The organism is Phycisphaeraceae bacterium (genome assembly GCA_019636555.1).
Taxonomy (GTDB): Bacteria; Planctomycetota; Phycisphaerae; order Phycisphaerales; family UBA1924; genus JAFEBO01.
Map to the genome: position 1 here is coordinate 2,062,284 of JAHBXH010000001.1, position 19,500 is coordinate 2,081,783.

Annotated in this window: 16 protein-coding genes; 9 read left to right on the forward strand and 7 right to left on the reverse strand. The window is 60.9% G+C overall.

The features are described from left to right. Positions 1-46: 46 nt before the first annotated feature. Complete coding sequence (locus KF691_08570) at positions 47-2,401, forward strand: hypothetical protein (GenBank protein ID MBX3389493.1); 2,355 nt, start codon at positions 47-49, stop codon at positions 2,399-2,401. Between the two features lie 63 nt (positions 2,402-2,464). Next, the gene (locus tag KF691_08575; protein ID MBX3389494.1) at positions 2,465-3,916 is read left to right on the forward strand and encodes a beta-glucosidase; all 1,452 of its coding nucleotides are present in this window, start codon (positions 2,465-2,467) and stop codon (positions 3,914-3,916) included. A 49-nt stretch (positions 3,917-3,965) separates the two neighbouring features. Here KF691_08575 and KF691_08580 read toward each other — a convergent pair whose 3' ends face one another. Continuing rightward, positions 3,966-4,991, reverse strand: coding sequence for a LacI family DNA-binding transcriptional regulator (locus tag KF691_08580; GenBank protein MBX3389495.1), 1,026 nt, complete (start codon positions 4,989-4,991; stop codon positions 3,966-3,968). A gap of 126 nt (positions 4,992-5,117) precedes the next feature. On the opposite strand from KF691_08580, the gene KF691_08585 reads away from it, so the two are divergent. From KF691_08585 to KF691_08615, 7 genes are all read left to right on the forward strand, one after another. Next, positions 5,118-6,701 carry a hypothetical protein gene (locus KF691_08585; GenBank protein MBX3389496.1) on the forward strand — a complete coding sequence of 528 codons (1,584 nt, stop codon included), beginning with the start codon at positions 5,118-5,120 and terminating at the stop codon, positions 6,699-6,701. 210 nt (positions 6,702-6,911) lie between these two features. Beyond that, positions 6,912-7,754: a hypothetical protein gene (locus KF691_08590; GenBank protein ID MBX3389497.1), complete on the forward strand. Its 843-nt coding sequence runs from the start codon at positions 6,912-6,914 to the stop codon at positions 7,752-7,754. A 279-nt stretch (positions 7,755-8,033) separates the two neighbouring features. Further along, positions 8,034-10,571, forward strand: a complete 2,538-nt coding sequence (locus tag KF691_08595) for a hypothetical protein (GenBank protein MBX3389498.1) — start codon at positions 8,034-8,036, stop codon at positions 10,569-10,571. Positions 10,572-10,626: 55 nt separating this feature from the next. Next, the gene (locus KF691_08600; protein MBX3389499.1) at positions 10,627-11,469 is read left to right on the forward strand and encodes a prepilin-type N-terminal cleavage/methylation domain-containing protein; all 843 of its coding nucleotides are present in this window, start codon (positions 10,627-10,629) and stop codon (positions 11,467-11,469) included. 6 nt (positions 11,470-11,475) lie between these two features. Further along, the gene (locus KF691_08605; GenBank protein ID MBX3389500.1) at positions 11,476-11,892 is read left to right on the forward strand and encodes a hypothetical protein; all 417 of its coding nucleotides are present in this window, start codon (positions 11,476-11,478) and stop codon (positions 11,890-11,892) included. Positions 11,893-11,896: 4 nt separating this feature from the next. Next, positions 11,897-12,712, forward strand: coding sequence for a type II secretion system protein (locus KF691_08610; GenBank protein ID MBX3389501.1), 816 nt, complete (start codon positions 11,897-11,899; stop codon positions 12,710-12,712). A 228-nt stretch (positions 12,713-12,940) separates the two neighbouring features. Continuing rightward, positions 12,941-13,111 carry a hypothetical protein gene (locus KF691_08615; protein ID MBX3389502.1) on the forward strand — a complete coding sequence of 57 codons (171 nt, stop codon included), beginning with the start codon at positions 12,941-12,943 and terminating at the stop codon, positions 13,109-13,111. Positions 13,112-13,402: 291 nt separating this feature from the next. On the opposite strand, the gene tnpA is transcribed toward KF691_08615, so the two are convergent. The 6 genes from tnpA to KF691_08645 form a co-directional block, all read right to left on the reverse strand. After that, positions 13,403-13,846 (reverse strand): IS200/IS605 family transposase, encoded by a 444-nt coding sequence (gene tnpA, locus KF691_08620; GenBank protein ID MBX3389503.1) that lies wholly within the window; start codon positions 13,844-13,846, stop codon positions 13,403-13,405. Positions 13,847-14,233: 387 nt separating this feature from the next. Then, positions 14,234-15,679: a M20/M25/M40 family metallo-hydrolase gene (locus KF691_08625; protein MBX3389504.1), complete on the reverse strand. Its 1,446-nt coding sequence runs from the start codon at positions 15,677-15,679 to the stop codon at positions 14,234-14,236. Positions 15,680-15,748: 69 nt separating this feature from the next. Then, positions 15,749-16,189: a hypothetical protein gene (locus tag KF691_08630; protein MBX3389505.1), complete on the reverse strand. Its 441-nt coding sequence runs from the start codon at positions 16,187-16,189 to the stop codon at positions 15,749-15,751. A gap of 77 nt (positions 16,190-16,266) precedes the next feature. Continuing rightward, the gene (locus tag KF691_08635) at positions 16,267-17,313 is read right to left on the reverse strand and encodes a hypothetical protein (GenBank protein MBX3389506.1); all 1,047 of its coding nucleotides are present in this window, start codon (positions 17,311-17,313) and stop codon (positions 16,267-16,269) included. 98 nt (positions 17,314-17,411) lie between these two features. Beyond that, on the reverse strand, positions 17,412-17,936 hold the full coding sequence (locus KF691_08640; GenBank protein ID MBX3389507.1) for a hypothetical protein: 525 nt from the start codon (positions 17,934-17,936) through the stop codon (positions 17,412-17,414). Positions 17,937-17,972: 36 nt separating this feature from the next. Beyond that, positions 17,973-19,076, reverse strand: coding sequence for a prepilin-type N-terminal cleavage/methylation domain-containing protein (locus KF691_08645; protein ID MBX3389508.1), 1,104 nt, complete (start codon positions 19,074-19,076; stop codon positions 17,973-17,975). Positions 19,077-19,500: the final 424 nt, after the last annotated feature.

The window sequence follows — 19,500 nt, forward strand, 5'->3', positions numbered from 1 at the left end:
AGAGTATTGTGAATCTGCCCGCTCCGCGCGGTCGCACAGGAGGATGATGAACCGTTCCGCACACTCGATTTGTCTCGTCATCGCGGCCTTCGCGTCGAGCGGTTCGTCCCTGCTTGCTGCGCCGGTTTCCTCTGTCTGGCCCGCGTCCTTTGCTCCCGTCGCCAACATCGCCGCCGTCGCGGGCAGCGCCCTCTCCGGCTACGAAGCCGCCGCCGATTCGGTTTCGGACTCGATTGAAATCCGCGATACCCGCGGCACGCTCCTCGCCTCGCTCTCACGCACTCGCATGACCGCGCTCGTCCCCTGGATGGCGCTGAATTCCTCCGCCGATGGACCCGTCTCGCTCGCGTTTTCAGAGTCCGGCCGCCTTCTTTTCATCGCGCTGCACACGACGAGCGCGTCCCCCGACTCGAGTCCCGCTGATGCGATTCTCCGCTACGACACACAGACCGATTCGCTCAACCTCTTCGCACGCGTCGATCTCACGCCTCCCGACGCGACTTTCACGCACCTCGGCATGGCTCACTTCAAAGGCCGGCTCTACGTTGCCTCCGCAGGAACGATCCGTTGCTACAACGCGAACCGAAATGTCACGAGCGGCAGCCTTCTGTTCACAAGTGCCGTTTCCGGCGGCGCGACCCCCACTTCACTGGTCGTTGATCGCACGCAGAATGCGATGCTCGGCGCCTGGAACGGCCAAGTTTGGCGCTCCATCATCGGCACAAACTCGTTCTCATTCACCGCGCTCGGTTCGCTCGCAAGTGTGCGCGACTTGGCGTTCTCGGATCACTACGGCGGCGTTTCGAACGCCGGCCTTTATGCGCTTTCTTCCACCGGCGCGGGCTCGGCGACCTGGTTCATCCCGCTCGCGCAGGCGCGCGCAACACAGGCTTTCTCGCCGTCGGTGTACGACGGCCCGAATCCACCGCTCGCATCCATCGCTGCACTCGGCGATGGCACGCTCTTGTCCGGCGGCGGCACCGACGCGACGAAAACCCGTGACAGCTCCGACACGCGCCTTTCCTTCGAGAATTGGATCAACGACGAAATCGCGCAAGTCGTCTTCTTCGGAAAGAGTCTCATCTCTCCCGACGGCGAACCGCCCGGCTGGGTCATCGATGCCGATGTGATTCCTTCCTGGAATCGTTTCCATCCCGCATCGCCCGATGCCGCGGCATGGACGGTCTTTCTCTGCCTGATGAGCGATCAACTCAGCGGCACATCGAGCAATCTGCCAGCCGTTCGCTCTGTTCTCACGCGTTACGCCGGGCTCGCTCCCGATGGAATCAAGCCCGATCGCTCCGCCGACGGCATTTTCCAGCACTGGCTGGAGCCCTCGACCGGCGGAATCAAATGGAACGACGGCTACGCGACGCTGAGCACGATGAAGATCGTTCACGCCGCGGCAAAAGCAGCGCAGTTCTACCCGGGCGATCCGCAGGTACGTGCCGCCGCCAAAGCGATCATCGGAGGCGTCAAGAACTGGGACTCCTATCTCATCCCAAGTTCCGGAATCATCTTTTTTCTCGGCAACGCCGGCGGCGGTCCGATCCCGGGTTCGCTGTCAGGCTGCTACAACGAAGGTCTCGTCTTTGTGAACGCCGCCGCGACGTACGGCGGAAGTGGCTCGCAGACGGCGCTCACGAACTGGCTCAATCGCTCGCTTTGGCCGACCGGCACATTCGTCACCGGATATCCGATCACCAGCGGCAGCAACAACAGCTTTCAGGCGGCATTCACCAATCTGTATTCGCTCTTGCTCGTCGATGGCTATCGAAGCAGCCCGGACTGGCGCGCGCAAATCTTGAATCTCCGCCTCTCGAATTACGCGTGGACCGACGACAACGCTCCGCGCTGGAACACCGTCTTCTCCGCTGGCACGACGCCCAGTGGCTACAGTGCCGACGATCTGACCAGCCACGCCGACAACATCGCGACGTTCACGTCGCTCGAAGCGTTCGCGGCAGGCGTCGGTGATGGATCAGTGCACGTGCCCGCCGCGACCGGCGCGTATCACGCCTATCGCATCGGCGCACGCGAAACGTTCAAAGGCGGCGCGAGCATTCTGTACCGGCGCTCCAGCACGCAGCTCACCTGGGATCCGAATTCCGCCGGCATGCCCGATGTCGCGCTCGGCGCGCTCGGTCTTGCGGAACTCGTTCAGCCTGGCGCGGTCGAGAGCGTGCTTGCCGGTCCGCTCTACAACATCGATTCCTGCGCCGCTGATTTCAACAATGACGGTCTCGTTGACGATGCGGACTTCGTGTTCTTCGTCTCAAAGTACAACGACCTGTTGATACCGGGCGCCTACCGCCCCGGTGATCTCAATGGCGACAGCCTTTGCGATGACAGCGACTTCGTGATCTTCGTCGCGGCGTACAACGACCTGCTCTGCAACTGAACCCCAATCTCATCGCTCGACTCGCGGCGGCTTGCCCGCCCTGTGCATCTACACTCCGCCCTTATGTCATTCCCCACCAATTTCACTTGGGGTGCCGCGAGCAGCGCGTACCAGATCGAAGGCGCCTGGAACACCGACGGCAGAGGGCCCTCGATCTGGGATACCTATTGCCACGCCCGACCCACCGAAGGCGGTCCCGCCTTCAACCCGATCAAGCCGAATGTCTTTCAAGGACACACCGGCGACGTCGCCTGCGATCACTACAACCGCTACAAGGAAGACGTCGCGATCATGAAGTCGATGGGCCTCATGGCCTACCGCTTCTCGCTCTCGTGGTCGCGCATTCTGCCCGAGGGCGTTGGCGCGGTGAATGCGAAGGGACTGGATTTCTACGACCGACTCGTCAACGAACTCCTTGCCGCCGGTATCACGCCATACATCACCCTGTTCCACTGGGATTATCCCGAAGCCCTCTTCCGTCGCGGCGGCTGGCTCAACCGTGAATCCGTCAAGTGGTTCGCCGACTACACGCAAGTCGTCGCCGATCGCCTCGGCGACCGCGTGAAACATTGGATGACGCTCAACGAACCGCAGGTCTTCCTGCAGTTCGGACACGCCGACGCCGGCAACGCTCCCGGCCTTCGCCTCCCCACGCGCGAACTGCTCGTCGCCTGCCACCACGCGCTCATGAGCCACGGCGCGAGCGTGCAGGTGCTTCGCGCCCGATGCAAAGCGTCGGGTGGGGCGGGTGGGGTGGGTGGGGTGGGTGGAGCGCAGCAAATCGGCTATGCGCCTGTCTGCGTCACGAAGTATCCAGCATCCGATTCGAAGCAGGATCAGGACGCCGCGATCCAGTCGATGGGCTCGATCACGGAGCGCAATCTCTGGAACAACACCTGGTACGCCGACGCGATCGCGAAGGGCCACTATCCCGAAGACGGAATGAGAATCTTCGGCGCCGACGCACCAAAAGCGCCGACGATTCAGCCCGGCGACATGGAATTGATCTCCCAGAAGATCGACTTCATCGGCCTCAACATCTACGAGGGCACGCCCGTCCGCCGCGCTGAAGACGGAAAGCCGGCAACCGTTGAGCGTCAGGCCACGCACCCCACCACCGCCGTCCGCTGGCCAGTCGAACCCAAGAGTCTCCACTGGGGCCCGCGCTACACGTATGAGCGCTACAAGCTGCCCGTGTACATCACCGAAAACGGAATGAGCGGCATCGACTGGGTCAGCATGGACGGAAAAGTCCACGACCCGCAGCGCATCGACTTCACACGCCGCTACCTGCTCGAGCTGCGCGAAGCCATCCGTGCCGGCTCCGACATCCGCGGCTACTTCCACTGGTCCATCCTCGACAACTTCGAATGGTCGCAGGGGTACAAAGAGCGCTTCGGCCTCGTGCACGTCGACTACACCACGCAGAAACGCACCCCCAAAGACTCCGCGACGTGGTACTCGAAAGCGATCGCAACGAACGGTCAGTCGCTCGATTCCGATCCGCATTCTTGAACTGGATCAGAACGGAGCCTCGCCCGTGCGGGAGAGGCCACATCGGCGGTCACACCCGGCTGCTCTCCCGCACGATCAACTTCGTCGGAAGCTTCTCACGCGTCGCCGGCTTCTCGCTGTTGCCCACGCGCTCCACGAGCAATCGGACCACCGCCGCGCCGATGTCCAGCAGCGGCACGCGCACCGCCGAAAGCGCCGGCCTTACCAGTGTCGCGATACGCGTGTCGTCGAAGCCCACAATCCGCAAATCCTTCGGTACATGCACGCCCGCGTCTTGCGCCGCCTGCATGATCCCGAGCGCGATCTCGTCGTTTCCCGCCAGAACCGCGGCATTCTTCAATCCGCCGGATTTCATTTTCTCGGCGACCCAATTCCGGCCCCAGTCGATCGAGTACTCGCCGAACGCAAGTTGATCGTCCCGAACCGAGTGCCCGCGGCTTGCCAGCGCTTTCTTGAATTCCGCCGCACGCTGCACCGTGTCGAAGTTTTCGCGCGGCCCGCCGACGAAATAGCAATTCGAAGCCGGAGTTTTCTCGAGCAGATGCTCCGCCGCTTCGTGCGTGCCCATCACGTTGTCCACGACGACGCTGTCCACGCCCGGTTCGTTTACTTCCGCATCGAGCACCACCGTCGGCAGCGCGGCATCGAGCGTTTCGCGCCACAACTGCATGTTCGGCTCGGTCATCATCAGCGCCAGGCCGTCGATCAACCCGAACGCAAGATTCTCGGTCCGAGTCGGGCTGCCGTGATCGTGCGCATCGGAGCTCACAAGCAAGTGGAAGCCGAGCCGTCGCGCCTCGCCGTCCGCGCCGCGCAGCAACTCCGAATAGAACTCGCCGTGAATATCCGGCAGTACGATTCCCAAGACCTTGCCGTGACGTCTGCTCAGCCCCTGCGCGTACGCGTTGGGGACGTATCCGAGCTGCTTGATGGCTTCCCGCACTCGCCCCGCGGTTTCCGCCGTGACCAGGTCGGGCTGATTCAACACGCGGCTCACCGTCGCGATCGAAACCTTTGCCTCGCGAGCAACGTCTTGTATTGATGTTCCGCCCTTGCTCATCGAATTGGCTTTCATCCGCCTCATCTGGGTCTCATGCTATCGGCTGACGAGCGTTTTCACCCTTGGCTAACCCTGTTTTCCCACCCAGTCCCGCCCCAATGAAAACGCTTTCTTTTTCGGATACCCTTTGGCGAACACCATATGCGCCACTCACTCTCCGGATCTCTCGCCCTCCTGTCGGTCGTCTTCGCCGCTGGGGTTGCCTCGGGTCCCGCGTCGGCACGAGCGGATAAGCCTCTCGAAGCAATCTGCTCGCCGGCGGACATCAAGCGACCTCCTTTTCAGTTTTCCCCCGAAGACGAGGCTTTTCTCGAAGAGGTTCAGCACGGCGCTTTTCGCTATTTGTGGGAAACCGGCAATCCGAAAAACGGCATGCCTCCGGACCGGCTCTCGAAGCCCGTCGTCAGCGTTGCCGGGGTCGGCTTCCTGCTTTCCGGCCTTCCGATCGCGGTCGAGCGCGGCTGGGTTTCCCGCGACCAAGCTCAAGAGCGCGCGATCCTCATCCTGAAGACGCTCTCTTCTCAACCCGAAATCCGAAAGGCCGGCCTCTTCCAGCATTTCATCGACGGCGAAACGGGCGGCATCCACGGCGGCGCGAATCTCGAGCACACCGTTTCGACTATCGATTCCGCGCTCCTGTTCGCCGGCATCCTCACCGCATCGTCGTACTTCGGAGGCGAGGTCGCAACGCTCGGCGACAAACTCTTCGAAGAAGCAGACTGGACATTCTTTCAGGGCGGCGACGAAGCCAAGCCGCACGAGCGCGGATTCATTTCGCTCGGATGGAAGCCGAAGGATTCGAGTCATCCGCAGGGTGACGGCGCACGCCTCCCCTACTACTGGATGGATTCGGGTTGCGAGCACCGATTGACGACGTTTCTCGCTGTTTGCGCACCCGATGAGTCTCATCGAGTTGATCCGTCGCTCTACTACAAGCTGCGCCGACAACTCGGTTCCTACACGCATGCCGGCGCGAAGAAGTTGCCGGCGGATCTTCCGAAGACAACCGGCGTGATGACTTTTCTCCCGTTCTCGGGGTCGCTGTTCGTCAACACGTTCAGCCATCTCTGGCTCAACTACGCCGCGATGGGCCCGGACAATCCCGCAGCGTTCAGTGTCCAGTTTCGCCCGCCGGTCGACTGGTGGGAAAACAGTCGGCGCGCCACGATCCTTCATCGCATCAAGGCAATCGAAAACCCCAAGTCTTTGCCGACACTCGGACCCGATGCATGGGGACTCACCGCATCGGATTATCCGAAGGGATATCTCGTCGCCGGCGTCTATCCGGATTTCGTGATGGTGCCCGGCGCGCGCGGCGACTACGACTACACGACTTTCCGCGCGAAAGACAACTTCGGCGACGGCACCATCGCGCCCTACGGCGCCGGGTGCGCGATTCTCTTCCAGCCCGATGCCGCGATGCGCGCGATGCGCTACTACCGCTCTCTCACCGGGCCCGACGGGAAGCCGCTTGCGTGGCGCGACCCGTCTGTGCCGCTCGCTGAAGGCGGCGGCTTCGGCTTCGTCGATGCGTTCAACCTGGAGGGCCCTGACGGAAAACCTTGGGCGGCATCGGAGTACCTCGCGATCGACCAAGGCCCGCTGCTGCTCGCCATCGAAAACGCCCGTACCGGAAACGTGTGGAAGTGGTTCCAAAGCCACAAATGGGTTCGCGAAGGGATGGATCGCCTCAAGTTCTCAGAGGCGAATACCCCCGTGCGGTGACGCTTATAGGACGTTTGCACGCCGCGATTTTTCCGTTTATTCGGGAACCGCACCGAAATTTTGGCATCCGCCTGGAACTTGAGGCACGTTTTCATTGCACTCGCTACTCGCTGGCGGGTGGCTTGAAAACGGTTTCAGTGGCCGAGTGATTTTTCGTGGGTCGGTGCCCGCAGAAGTCCTTCGGGCGAGAGTTGCGAGAGGAGATTTCTTATGCAATGGCGTTCCGTGACGGGTTTGGCGGCCGTGGCCGGCTTTGCGTGCTCCGCGATGGCGGACATCAACGGCTTCAACGGCTTCAACATGGTGTATCGCAATTTCAACGATTACCCCAACTCCATCATCACCCCGACCATCAACGGATCTTCGGGCGTGCGCATCATGGAAAACATGGGCCCGGTGAACCCCGACAACCCGCAGAAGTTCGCCAATCGCCACTTCGCTCAGTTCAGCGACGACAACGGCGTCACGCGTCTCTCGCTCCAGAACAACCAGTCGTTCAAGATCAGCTACAAGATGCGGATCAATTCGAACATCGACAACGACGGCTCGGGCATGCTCTGGCCTCAGCAGCCCGAAGGCGGCCTCTGGTTCTTCAACAACAACGCGGGCGACTTCTCGGCTGACGGCGGCATCTTTGTCGTCGGCAACGGCACGGTCTTCGTCGGTGGTGCAAATCAGAACTTCAGCCTGATTGCCGAAGGCAACATCAGCCCCGCATTTACCAAGGGCGACATCCTGCAGATGAGCTACACCTACTACGCCCCGGGCGTGGCGGGCGCTCTCGCGGCATACGCCGTTCAGTTCACCAACCTGACGACCAACTTCACCAAGACCGTGTTCAACACGTTCGATGCGGGCAATCCCGCCCTCAACGGCTTCATCGACGGCGCCGGTCTTGGCTTCCGCTTCCAGAACACGCGCAACCCGCTGCTCGGAAGCGACGGCACGGTCAATGACACCGAGTACTGGGATGTCGTCGTTGTTCCGACGCCCGGCGCTGCTTCGCTCCTCGCCCTCGGCGGCCTGGTCGCGGCTCGTCGTCGTCGCGCCTGATGCTCACTCTCCGATTCGCGTGATTTGCCGCTCTCTCGCAGCAAATCCAGCACTGAATCAGTTCCGGCCCGCGGCAAACGCCGCGGGCTGGTTTTTTCTCAGTCTGAAGCTTTCCTCAGGGCGCCGCGGCAATTGTGGAAAACTCCGGAGAACCTGCCCTCCCCCCTTGACACGACCCTCGGATTGTGTCACGATGTAAGCGCTTTCATGGCTCAGTGAATCCGGTTTCGCGTGCGTTTCAACGCCGGTCGGCGCCCCGCGATGCCACAAGGTTGATGCATGATGCTCTCCAGCCGCTTCGGAAATTTCGACCACTCTCATCCTTCCGGTTCGTCCTTCGTCATCACGGACCACGACACCCCCATGCCATGGGTGAACGTGATCTGCAACGGGAGATACGGGCTGGTGATCAGCCAGAACGGGGGCGGGTTCTCGTGGTTCGATGATGCGCAGCACAACGTGCTGACGCGCTGGGAGATGGACCTGGTTCGCGATTGCTACGGAAAGTTCCTGTACATCGCGGACCTCGATGCGCCGCTCGATGCGCCGGACATCTGGTCCCTTGCACCTTCCCCTTGTCGTCGCCCGTATGACGAGTTCTCATGCACCCACGCGCTGGGCAGCACGATGTTCCGCACGTTGCGCAGCGGGGTGCGCACGACTTGGACACTGGTTGTCGATCCGAAAGATCAAGTTGAGGTCTGGTGTGTCGAGATCACCAACACGACCCGCAAAGCGCGAAGCCTGCGGGTCGCTTCGTTCTTCGAGTGGACGTGCGGCGTCGCGCCGGACGTGAAACGCGAGTTCCATCGCCTGTTCTTCGACGTCTCGTTCGATGAATCGGCGAACCGGCGTGCGATCGTCTCGACCAAGAACATGTGGGACATCCGGCCCAAGACCGAGCGCGAGCACTGGAACGTGCCGTGGCCGTACGTCGCGGCGCACAGCGTCGGGGGCGCGCAGTTCGATCGGCCCCTCGCGGTTGCGGACAAGGCAACCTTCCTCGGGAAGTACGGCTCCACTTCGGCGCCGAAAGCGATGAGCGTGCGCGACATCGCGGGGCTGCGCCAGGCGGGATTCGGCAGATTCGGCGATGCCGCGGCGGCGCTCGGGGGCGATCTTTCGCTCGCGGCCGGCGCGACCGTTCGGCTGCACTTTGTGCTGACGATCGGAGCCGACAAGAAGGCGTGCCTCGCGCAGGTGGACAAGTACGCCGATGAGAAAGTGGCGTGGGATACCCCCCGCCGGGCGCACGACTTCTGGAAGAACCTGCTCTCGGCGACGAAGGTGAAGTCGGAGCGCGTGGACTTTGATCTGCTCAACAACCACTGGCTGCCGTACCAGGCGCTCTCGGGGCGCATGTGGGGGCGCACGGGCTACTACCAGCAGTCGGGCGCGTTCGGGTTCCGCGATCAGCTCCAGGACAGCCAGGTCTGGCTGCCGCTCGATCCGGCGGGGACCAAGCGACAGATCATGCTGCACGCGGCGCGGCAGTTCAAAGACGGCTCGGTCTATCACTGGTGGCATGCGCTCGCCGACTTCGGCAATCACACGGCGTGCAGCGACGACTATCTCTGGCTGCCGTTCCTGGTTGGGAACTACATCCGCGAGACGGGCGACGATTCGATTCTGAAAGAAACGGCGCCGTTCGTGGATGACGAACAGGCGAAGGCGACGATTCTTGATCACTGCAAGCGATCGATCGAGCGCACGTTCAAGCGCACCAGCCAGCGCGGCCTTCCGTTCATCGGTTCGTGCGACTGGAACGACGGCTTGTCGGCGATGGGCATTGACGAGAAGGGCGAATCGGTCTGGCTGGGCATGTTCCTGTGCGACGTCCTGCAGAACTTCGCGACGGTGGTCGAGCGCAGCGGCGATGCGGAAAACGCGAAGCGCTATCGCGCCAAGCGCGAGGAGTACACGAAGGCGATCAACGCGCACGCGTGGGACGGCGCCTGGTACAAGTACGGGACCAAAGACAGCGGCGAGTGGATCGGCAGCTCGCAGAGCCCCGAAGGCAAAATCCATCTGAATGCGCAGACGTGGTCGATTCTGACGGATATCGCGCCCGAAGATCGCGCCGCGCTGGCGTGGGAGAGCGTCAAGAAGAACCTGCTCAGCCCGTACGGTCCGCTGCTTCTGTTCCCGGCGTACACGATCCCCGATCCGACGATCGGCTATGTGACGCGTTACAGCCCGGGGAGCCGGGAAAACGGGGGCGTCTACATGCACGCGGCGACGTGGGCGCTCGCCGCGGCGTGCAAGCGACGCGACGTCGAGAGTATCGCGCGGATCTGGAAGAGCATCTCGCCACCGACTCGCGGAAAGAACGCCGACAGCTATTTCGCCGAGCCGTATGTCACGCCCGGCAACGTCGATGGGCCGCTCTCGGACAAGCCGGGGCGCGCGGGCTGGACGTGGTACACGGGCAGCGCGGCGTGGCTGAACCGCGTGAGCCTCGAGTGGATTCTCGGCATCCGGCCGGTGTTCACGGAGAGCGGCGAAGCGGGTCTCTTGATCGATCCGGTGACTCCGGCGGAGTTCGGCGAGGTGGATGCGGTTCGCACGTGGAGGGGGAAGAAGATCCGCGTGCGTTTCGACAGCCGCGCGTTCGACGCGGGCAAACCGGCGACGGTGCGCCTCGGCGCCGCGAACGGGCGCGCGATTCCGGGAGGAATACTGACGGAATCGGACGTAAAAAGTTTGGGCCAGGGGGAGGCTTTGGACGTATATGTCTCGTGGGGCGGCGTCGCTGAATCCAGCGGCGGGGCGGCGGAAGCCAAGTCGGCGATGATGCCGAGCGAGGCGAAAGCGTGAAATTTTTTTGGCGGTGAGCCCGTTCGGGCGATGAGCCGCGGCAGGAGTCGAAGACATGCACGGAAGAGTCAAATCACAGGACGGGATTCGACTTCAAGGGTTCACGCTGATCGAACTGCTGGTGGTGATCTCGATCATCGCTCTCTTGATCGGGATTCTGCTGCCGGGATTGGGGCAAGCACGGAAGAACGCACGCACAACGATCTGTCAGAGCAACTTGAGGCAAATCGGGATCGCAACGCAGAGCTACTTGGACTCTCAAAAGGTCCCGAGATGGTTTGACATGTTCATGGATCCGAAGACAAAGATTTCGAAAGCGGACCCGAAAGATCAAGGCGGCGTCATGTACCAGGTGAATCCGAACCTCACGCTGCAGGAGTATGTGAGCAATCTTGGAAACGTTCCGTTCACCTGTCCTTCGGCCAAGGGCCTTCTAAGCGTGACGGATGAGAACAATCTCGGCTACCTCTATTTGGCAAATCGCGTCTTTGCATTGCCGGAGGACCTCGACCCGTTGAGTTTCAACAAAAAGCCTCTGGCGGTTTGGTCAGAATACTGGTTCAACGACAGCAAAATCGCAACCGGACCGCTGGGCCCCTACCCAAAAGTCCAGAGCGGTATGTCTGCGCGAAGGATGGTTGAGATCCCATTCCCGCAGTTCACGGTCTGGACGACCGATGCCCTGGATGAATATCCCCGCCATACGTCCAAGACCACTTTGGGTTGGGCGACGAAGACGTCGCGTGCTGCGGGAGCGGAAAGAGGAACGAATAACTTTCTGTTCGGCGATCAGAGCATCAAGCTGCTGGACATTTCGACATACAACTATGCGCAGGATCCGACGGGCATCCCCCCCCCGTTCTACAACTGGGGACACGCAAAGATCATGGACAAGTAATCCAACATGAATGCCATCCGGAACATTCTGAAGAACCCTGTCGTCGGCTGGTCTTTGGCGGGAATCGCCATCATCTTTGCGGCGTGGACATTTATCCGCTCGCTGACGGCGCGATCGCCGTATGACCCGGCGCGCATGACCGAGAACGTCACGATTCGCTATATGGACACCGGCGAGGAAGTGCAAATGCCTCGGGGCCGGTTTGAAAAGGAGCTGCGGAGCGTCGGGAGAGCGCTCAAGCCGGACGAAGGCGTAATCAACCCGAAGACAGGAAAACCTACCGGCGTTCTGGTTGCCGCGGCCGAGTGGAAGGAAACGGTAGAGAGACTCAACGCGGAACGGCAAATGGTGAAGGAGAATTCTCCGTTTGGCCCTGCTTCGAATGCGGCGGCATCGACTCCGAAGACCTCTGGGCTGAGGTGAAGTCGTGATCTGTCAACGCGAGAATCGCAGCACGATGCGGAGCGGGTCGGCGTTCACGCTGATCGAGCTATTGATCGTCATCGCGATTATCGCGATGCTGATCGGGATTCTGCTGCCGGCGCTCAAGGGGGCTCGTCAACGCGCGCGGGACGTGATCTGTCAGAGCAATTTGCGGCAACTCGGCATCGCGACGCAGATGTATCTGGATGAACAGAAGGTGCCGCGGTGGTTTGATCTGAGGACGTCGCCAGATCCGATCAATTGGCCGTCTGATCCACGTGACCTTTATCAGATCAACACGGTCATCGCGCTGCAGCCGTATCTGAATGAGGGTGGCAATACCCCCTTTACCTGCCCCGCGGCCAAGAACACGGAATCCGACATCCGAGATCCAACGATCGCGCTTGGGCTGCAGCAGTATTTCCGCTACTTTGTTTGGCCCGCGCCGACGCTCCAGAATCTGCGGCCGGAAATGAAACTCTGGACGTACTACTGGTTCAACGACTCGGCGGTCTCGACGAGCGGCGACGGAAACACCACCGGCGTTGCGGGACGACGCATCAGCGAGATTCCGCATATGGACGCGATGGTCTGGGCCATGGATTGTTACGACGAGCGTCCGCGACATCCGCCATCAAAGTTCCGCGCGAGCAGCCTGGATTCGGGCAATGCGCTCGACGGCGCCAACAACTACTTGATGGGCGATCACAGCGTCCGCAATATCACCCGGCGCGACGCGTACAAGAGCGGCGATAAATACGGTTCGACGGTGAGCGATCGCTCCTGGATCGGCTGGGGTCACCGGTATCCGAAGCCGTGAGCGCGTGCATTGAAGTGTTGATTGTGTGCGAGCAGGCCTTCGGCCTGCGGAAGGTTTGGAGTTGGCTTGTGACCGGTGGTGCGGCTATGCCGCAACCACCGGCTATTTCCGATCAGGGCTTCGCCCTGACGAAAGAGAACTGCACGAGCACGGCAACTGGTGCGGCTGCGCCGCGACCCCACCCTTCCGGCTATTGCCGCTCACCACTTCGCGGTGAAAGCCCCGAACGTGGCACAGTTTAAAATCGGATTCGACGCCGAAGGCGTCGGCGGCAATAGCCGGGGCTTGCCGCGCAGCGGCAGCCCCGGTGTGAGTGCGCTCATGGAAGCGCAGGCCGAAGGCCTGCACGCGGTCACGAGCGCGAAGACGAGCAGGCCTTCGGCCTGCCGGATCGGGTGACGGCCTGTTCCCGGTGGTGCTGCGTCGCCGCGACCACGGCTATTGCCGGTCAGGGCTCCGCCCTGAACAAAGAGAATTGCAAGAGCACGACCAGTGGTGCGGCTTTGCCGCGAGCCCACCCCCCGCCGGCTATTGCCGATCGCCGGTTCGCGGTGAAAACCCCGAACGCGCCAAACGTTGAAATCGGATGCGACGCCGAAGGCGTCGGCGGCAATAGCCGGGGCTTGCCGCGCAGCGGCAGCCCCGGAGAGTGTGCGATCGGAAGTGGGCAGACCGAAGGTCTGCACAGGCTCAATCCCATGCGAGTTCTTCGATCAGAGCGACACCGTACTTCGTGCAAAGCGACCGCACCTCATCTTTGAAATCGCGGTGCCGATGATGCTCTTTCTGGCTGGCGATGTAGGCGCTCAATTCCTCAACGCCCGATTGGCCGATCGAGAACGCGAAGTAGCCGTCCTGCCACTGAAACAATGCGGTGTTGTGCTTCATCATCTTGGAAGAGTCTCTCTTCATTTCCATCATGAGATCCGCGAGCGCGAGCGTCTTGGAGAGCGAGAGCAAAATGTGAACGTGGTTCGCGGTGCCGCCGATCGAGATGATCGGCGACGACATGCGGCGGCAAATGCCGCCGATGTAGTCGTACAGATCGCGTTCGGTGTTGGGAGCAATCGTGTCGGCGCGCCCCTTTGTCGAGAACACAACGTGAATGAGCAAGGACGTGAGCGTGGATGCCATTTTGAATACGCTAGCAAAATTGCAGGTTTGCACGCGGTGACGAGCAGGCCTTCGGCCTGCCGGATCGGGTGACGGCCTGTTCCCGGTGGTGCGGCTTCGCCGCAACCACCGGCTATTGCCGGTCAGGGCTTCGCCCTGAAGAAAGAGAACTGCACGAGCTCGACAATTGGTGCCGCTTCGCCGCGACCCCACCCCCGCCGGCTATTTCCGATCAGGGCTTCGCCCTGAACAAAGAGAATTGCACGAGCTCGACAATTGGTGCGGCTTTGCCGTGACCCCACCCCCGCCGGCTATTGCCGATCGCCGCTTCGCAGTGAAAAGGACTCCCTTCCCCCAGCCCCCTCCCTCCCCACGCGCGGGAGGGGGCTTCGGAAGTGCGCGAAGTCATCACATCTTCAGCAGTTCGTCGACCAGGTACGCGTGGCTGAGCGTGCCCATGCGGAGGCACTCGAGTTCGAACTTTTCGTTGGGCGAGTGGACGCGATCGTCGTCGAGGCCGAAGCCCATGAAGATGGTTTCGAGGCCGAGCTTGCTCTTGAGGGAGCCGGCGACGGGAATGCTGCCGCCGGTTTTGATGAGCGCGGGGCGCTTGCCGCAGGCGCGTTCGATCGCACGGGCTGCCGCGGCGAGTTCCTTGGAATCGGTGCTGACGGTCGCGGGATTACCCCCGTGATGATCGATGAGTTCCCAGCGGCAGCCGGGGGGCGTGCGATCCTTGCACCATTTGAAGAATGATTGCGTGACTTCGACCGGGTCCTGATCGGCGACGAGTCGGAAAGAGACCTTGGCGCTCGCGTGGCTCGGGATCACGGTCTTGGCGCCCTTGCCGGTGTAGCCCCCGACGATTCCGTTGATCTCGGCGGTGGGCCTAGCCCATTCGCGTTCGATAAACGAGTAGCCGGCTTCGCCGACGTTGGCGTCGGGCGGGAAGCCGATCTTCTTGAGCGCCTCGGTCGGGTTGATGCCGAGCTTGTTCCACTCCTCGCGCTCGGAGGGCGCGATCGCGCGGACGCGGTCGTAGAAGCCGGGGATTGTGACGCGCCGGTCTTTGTCCCAGAGCTGCGCGAGGACCTTGACGAGTTCGCTGATCGGGTTGGGTGATTTGCCCCCCCACATGCCCGAGTGCAGGTCCTGATTCGCGCCGTGGAGGACGACCTCGGTGTAGGCGAGCCCGCGGACGCCGTATGTGATGGCGGGCTTGCCCCGGTCGAGCATGCCGGTGTCGCTGATGACGCAGACGGTGCACGCGCCGAGTTCGGATTTGTTTGCGTCGATGAACGCGTCGAGGTGGACCGAGCCCGATTCTTCTTCGCCTTCGAGCAGCACGGTCACCTTGACGCCACCGGCGGCGAGGCCGGAGACTTCTTTCCACGCGCGCATCGCGGAGAGGAACATCATGACCTGGCCTTTGTCATCGACCGCGCCGCGGGCGATGATGCGGGCCGGGCCGTCGGACGGATCGGTCACGAGCTTGGGCGTGAAGGGCGGGCTGTTCCAGAGTTCGAGCGGATCGGCGGGCTGCACGTCGTAGTGCCCGTAGAAGAGAATGTGCGGTCCCTTGTAATCCGGCGCGCCGGGCGTGTGCGCGAGCACGACGGGGTGGCCGGGCTTCTCTTTCGTGCCGGTTTCGCGGAGGGCCGACTTGAAGCCGCTCGCGGCGAGATGATCCGACGCCCACTGCGCGGCATCGCGGCAGGCCTTCTTGTATTCCGGGTCGGTGCTGATGCTGGGGATCTTGAGCCAGTCGATGAGTTCGCGCACCTGCGCCTCGGCGCGGTCTTTGAGGAGAGAAGTGACTTGGGCAAGGTGAGAGGAAGCGGTGGAAGTAGTCATGGCGACATTCTTGGAAAGAAAAACGCCCGCGGGAGGCGGGCGACAGGAAAATCAGAATGTCAAGACTACTCAGCACCCTCCGGCGTTGTAGCGCACCTCGAAAATGGCGAAGTCTGATTCGTCAACAAAGCCATCGAGATTCAAATCCGCCGGGCAATAGGCGGGCATGCCCGGGTCTTCGCAATCGAGAAGGTTGTACGCAGCAGCGAAGATGATGAAGTCCGCATCGTCAACAAGCTCGTCCTGGTTGAAGTCGCAGTGATTGACGAGCGCGAAGAACGCGGCCTTGTCGTCTTCGTCCACGACGCCGTCTCGGTTCGCGTCGAGTTCGTAGCGATAATCGGGATCGCCGATGCTCACGCCGAAGTACGGAGTACTGCCCCACGCGTCGTGGCAGTCGATGAGGCCGTCACGGTTGAAATCGCCGAAGACGAAGGACGGGCCGAATTGGGCGAGTCGGTCTTCTAGCAGGCTGTTGAAATTCTGATTGTGCCTACTGCGCCGACGCATTGCAGACAACTTTCTGGCCCTCAGACCCGGGTCGCGAGGGTAGATGGCGGTTCGAAATTGCGACTGGTTGGAGTTTTTCAACAGCCTGCTAGATACTCGGCGTCGTCTTCGTCGATTGCCTCCGTCGGAGATGTCTCTGGAAATGTCACGACAAAATTCCCTTTCGCGAGGTACGGGCTCTCATTGTTTATGTCGATCGTGCGAAAGTTGTTCCGAATCCAGTCGACATCGGCATAGGTGAATGCGCCATCGCCATTCATGTCGTACACATTGTCGTCAACCAACTGATGAGACGCAGCGAAAGACGGAGTCGAAGAAGAAGTTGTTGTATGTGCCAGTGTAAAAATTGTCGTCCCACCACTCACGCTCGTCGGAGTTAGGCCATCAATTGAAACGCCATCAAAATTGAACCTTCCGTAGTAAGTCGACGAGCCGTTTGGCAGACTTACGGTTATAGCAAAACGCTTCATATCATTTTGTGCCCCGGTTCGACCGGATTCGCGCGCAAAACTCCCTGTAATCTCGAACTTGGTTTCTACGAGATACTCGATTGGAGTCATGAGTCCAGTGAATGCAACATCGGCAGATGCCGAAGCCCACGACCCGATTATGACACAAGCTCCTTGGCTATCTTGGCAAACGCCGAGATCATTTCTCGTCTTTTCTTCGATGAAAGGCGCGGCCGAAAACAGACTTCCTGTCGAAACGTTGCTGCCTTTTGCAATTGCGGTGCCGTCTTCAGAATCCGGATAGCAACCGGTCGCTGCTTGAACAAATGCGCCGTTCAGCATTGCGCAATTCGAGTCAGGTGCGGGCGAGTCCAAGCGGACACACATTGCACTCCCGTCAACGGCGACAGAAGCGTATCCGGATGCCGCTGCTGCTGTATCGCACCAAGTTGGCAACGGGCTGGGAGAACTTGTGTACACGCCCTTGATTGTTGTCGAGAGGCGAACTGTATACTTCGGATATGCCAGTGCGGCGGTGCAAGGAATCAATCCCATTCCGGCCACAGCACAAAGCCCAAGTTTGATGATCGAGGTGCCCAGGCGACGATCTGAATACATCTGCTTGCTCCAAATGTCTGCACCGATCTCGACGGAGATGGCGTCAGACACAGACATTGGGCGAAGCGAGAGGCCACTGTGTGACAGGGCTTGATGAAATTATCAATGCTTCCACAGCAGTCAAAAAGCGCGATTGCGGAACAAAGTGCGTGCGATCAGCGCTTCTTGGCTGACTCTGCGGCGTCCCAGGCTTTTTGCATCAGAGCGTCTGGGGGCATTCGGTTGCTCTTGGTCACGGTCCGTCCGCAGTCCGGGCACTTGGTCGGCCCCGGCTTTTCAAACCAACCATTCAGAATCACGTACGTGGGATCGAGCTTCGCTTTTCCATCCTTGGTCCAATAGCAACTCTCGGCCGGATAAAGCGTTCGCTTGCCCGTTTTGGGATTGACGGCAGGATAACCCCGACCATCGTCGGGCAAAGGAAAGTGAACATCCACTTCGCCGGTTTCAGAATCGGCAACCACGGTAAAAAACGCCTGGCGTCGTGGATCGTTTGCGTAGCCGCGAAAGGTTGAATAAACAACGTAGCCGAGCACGAAGAGAGAAAGAACCGCCAGAGCCACCGACACGAGCATCCGCGTACCAACAGTGCGTCCCTGGGGACCTTTCCGCGCCGAGTCGCGCGACTCGCTCTCGAGATCTGCCATCAGGCTGCCGCCGCGGCGTTCGGTCGATGTCATCGGCTCAATTCCTTTGAGGTGGACATAGCCGACAAGTTACGGCCACACATATTCTTGGCTCAAATAGGTTCCCGAACCGGCCTGATCCGGATACGCAGCGGCGGTGGTCTTCCATGCACCGAGCGGCGATCCAGCTTTCCGCTTTGTTCCAGTCGGCAACCAATAGGTCGGATTTGTCGCTTGCAGGTCGTTCATCAATTCGATGTGGCCGTCAAAGAACGCCACGTTTCCTAGGCACTGAACGCCGCCCGGAGCACCGGTGCTACCACCGGCAATGGGAACGACCTTCTTCAAGCCGTGTCGAAACGCCCAGAATCTCGCATCAACCATGCTCGGGGACCAGGGAGAAGGGGTGAACTCGCCGGGCGCCGCTCGACGGGAGAGAGACTTGCTCTCATTGATCCAAGGGCCTGCATCACCGAAGGCACCGCCATAGTTCGCGGCAATGCCCGGGTCGTAGTCCGGTCCCATGACGGCTTTGACGATATCAGCGAAGCGATGTCCGTCGTGGAAAACCGCCTTTCGAGACTGCGGGCCGACGCGGTTGAGCATCGGCAAGTAGTTGCTGCGGTCATCGCCGGGGAAATTGCCGATTCCCAAATTGGTCGAGACCGGGTCGTTGGTTGAAAAGAAGCCGGTCGAGGAGTTGTACGAGAACATTCTGATCTCGCCAAATTTCGACAAGTCCGCGCCCGAGCCGGCATCGGAATATGCGTACGACCGGAAATTGTTTTCCGGGCACTGCATCGAATTCAACGTCCCGTACCACTCGAAGCGGCGTCCGCGCTCGATATCCCCGGCGTCCTTCTTCGAATAACCATCGCCGGGGCCTCTCAGACCCATCGAAACCGTCAGCGGACCCATGAAGTCATAGCTCGAAGCGGCTACGCCGTTGAACACTCCGTTTTTTGCGGCGTCGTAACCGGAGGTTGTTGGCGCCCCGGGCAGCCAATCCTTGTTGTCGTCGCAGTAAGAAGTCGTCGCGATCACCATTTGACGCAGATTGGATTGACAGATCACGTTCCTCGCGATTCGTCTCGCCGCGCCGAGTGACGGCAGCAGGATCGAGATGAGCAGCGCGATGATCGCGATGACGATGAGGAGTTCGATGAGGGTGAAACCCGGGCGGCGCTGTTTCATGACTGCGACCTTTCTGGAGCCGAATCCTTGCTGACTCCTGCCGCGCTTCCGCGGCCCCTTCCTCGTGAACTTTTTGGTGAACTCGAACAGGAACAGAAGCCGGAACCGAACGACATGAAGCTCGACAAATCTGACCAAGACCCGATCACCCCACCACCCCCACCACCCCCACCACCCCCACCACACACCAGACGTTCGGTAAAGACGCCCGGAGCATACCAGAATTCGGGCCTGCGTGGGGCGAGAACCACGTTCGAACACTCAAAAGCGACATGCCTGACGTGAACCGAACCCAGAGGAGAAGTCGGGTACGCTCAAGGCTATGCGGGAGGTGCGGGCGTCGGTGTCCACCCGAATCAAAATACCGACTCGAACTTGAAACTTTGCGGAATCTTCGCAGTTGGCTCGTGGGGCCGGGAGCCTC

What these genes read in the sequence shown, in the direction of transcription:
- KF691_08570 (MBX3389493.1), top strand. Translation starts at nt 47, where the DNA reads ATGAACCGTTCCGCACACTCGATTTGTCTCGTCATCGCGGCCTTCGCG.
- KF691_08575 (MBX3389494.1), top strand. Translation starts at nt 2,465, where the DNA reads ATGTCATTCCCCACCAATTTCACTTGGGGTGCCGCGAGCAGCGCGTAC.
- KF691_08580 (MBX3389495.1), bottom strand. Translation starts at nt 4,991, where the DNA reads ATGAAAGCCAATTCGATGAGCAAGGGCGGAACATCAATACAAGACGTT.
- KF691_08585 (MBX3389496.1), top strand. Translation starts at nt 5,118, where the DNA reads ATGCGCCACTCACTCTCCGGATCTCTCGCCCTCCTGTCGGTCGTCTTC.
- KF691_08590 (MBX3389497.1), top strand. Translation starts at nt 6,912, where the DNA reads ATGCAATGGCGTTCCGTGACGGGTTTGGCGGCCGTGGCCGGCTTTGCG.
- KF691_08595 (MBX3389498.1), top strand. Translation starts at nt 8,034, where the DNA reads ATGATGCTCTCCAGCCGCTTCGGAAATTTCGACCACTCTCATCCTTCC.
- KF691_08600 (MBX3389499.1), top strand. Translation starts at nt 10,627, where the DNA reads ATGCACGGAAGAGTCAAATCACAGGACGGGATTCGACTTCAAGGGTTC.
- KF691_08605 (MBX3389500.1), top strand. Translation starts at nt 11,476, where the DNA reads ATGAATGCCATCCGGAACATTCTGAAGAACCCTGTCGTCGGCTGGTCT.
- tnpA (MBX3389503.1), bottom strand. Translation starts at nt 13,846, where the DNA reads ATGGCATCCACGCTCACGTCCTTGCTCATTCACGTTGTGTTCTCGACA.
- KF691_08625 (MBX3389504.1), bottom strand. Translation starts at nt 15,679, where the DNA reads ATGACTACTTCCACCGCTTCCTCTCACCTTGCCCAAGTCACTTCTCTC.
- KF691_08630 (MBX3389505.1), bottom strand. Translation starts at nt 16,189, where the DNA reads ATGCGTCGGCGCAGTAGGCACAATCAGAATTTCAACAGCCTGCTAGAA.
- KF691_08635 (MBX3389506.1), bottom strand. Translation starts at nt 17,313, where the DNA reads ATGTCTGTGTCTGACGCCATCTCCGTCGAGATCGGTGCAGACATTTGG.
- KF691_08640 (MBX3389507.1), bottom strand. Translation starts at nt 17,936, where the DNA reads ATGACATCGACCGAACGCCGCGGCGGCAGCCTGATGGCAGATCTCGAG.
- KF691_08645 (MBX3389508.1), bottom strand. Translation starts at nt 19,076, where the DNA reads ATGAAACAGCGCCGCCCGGGTTTCACCCTCATCGAACTCCTCATCGTC.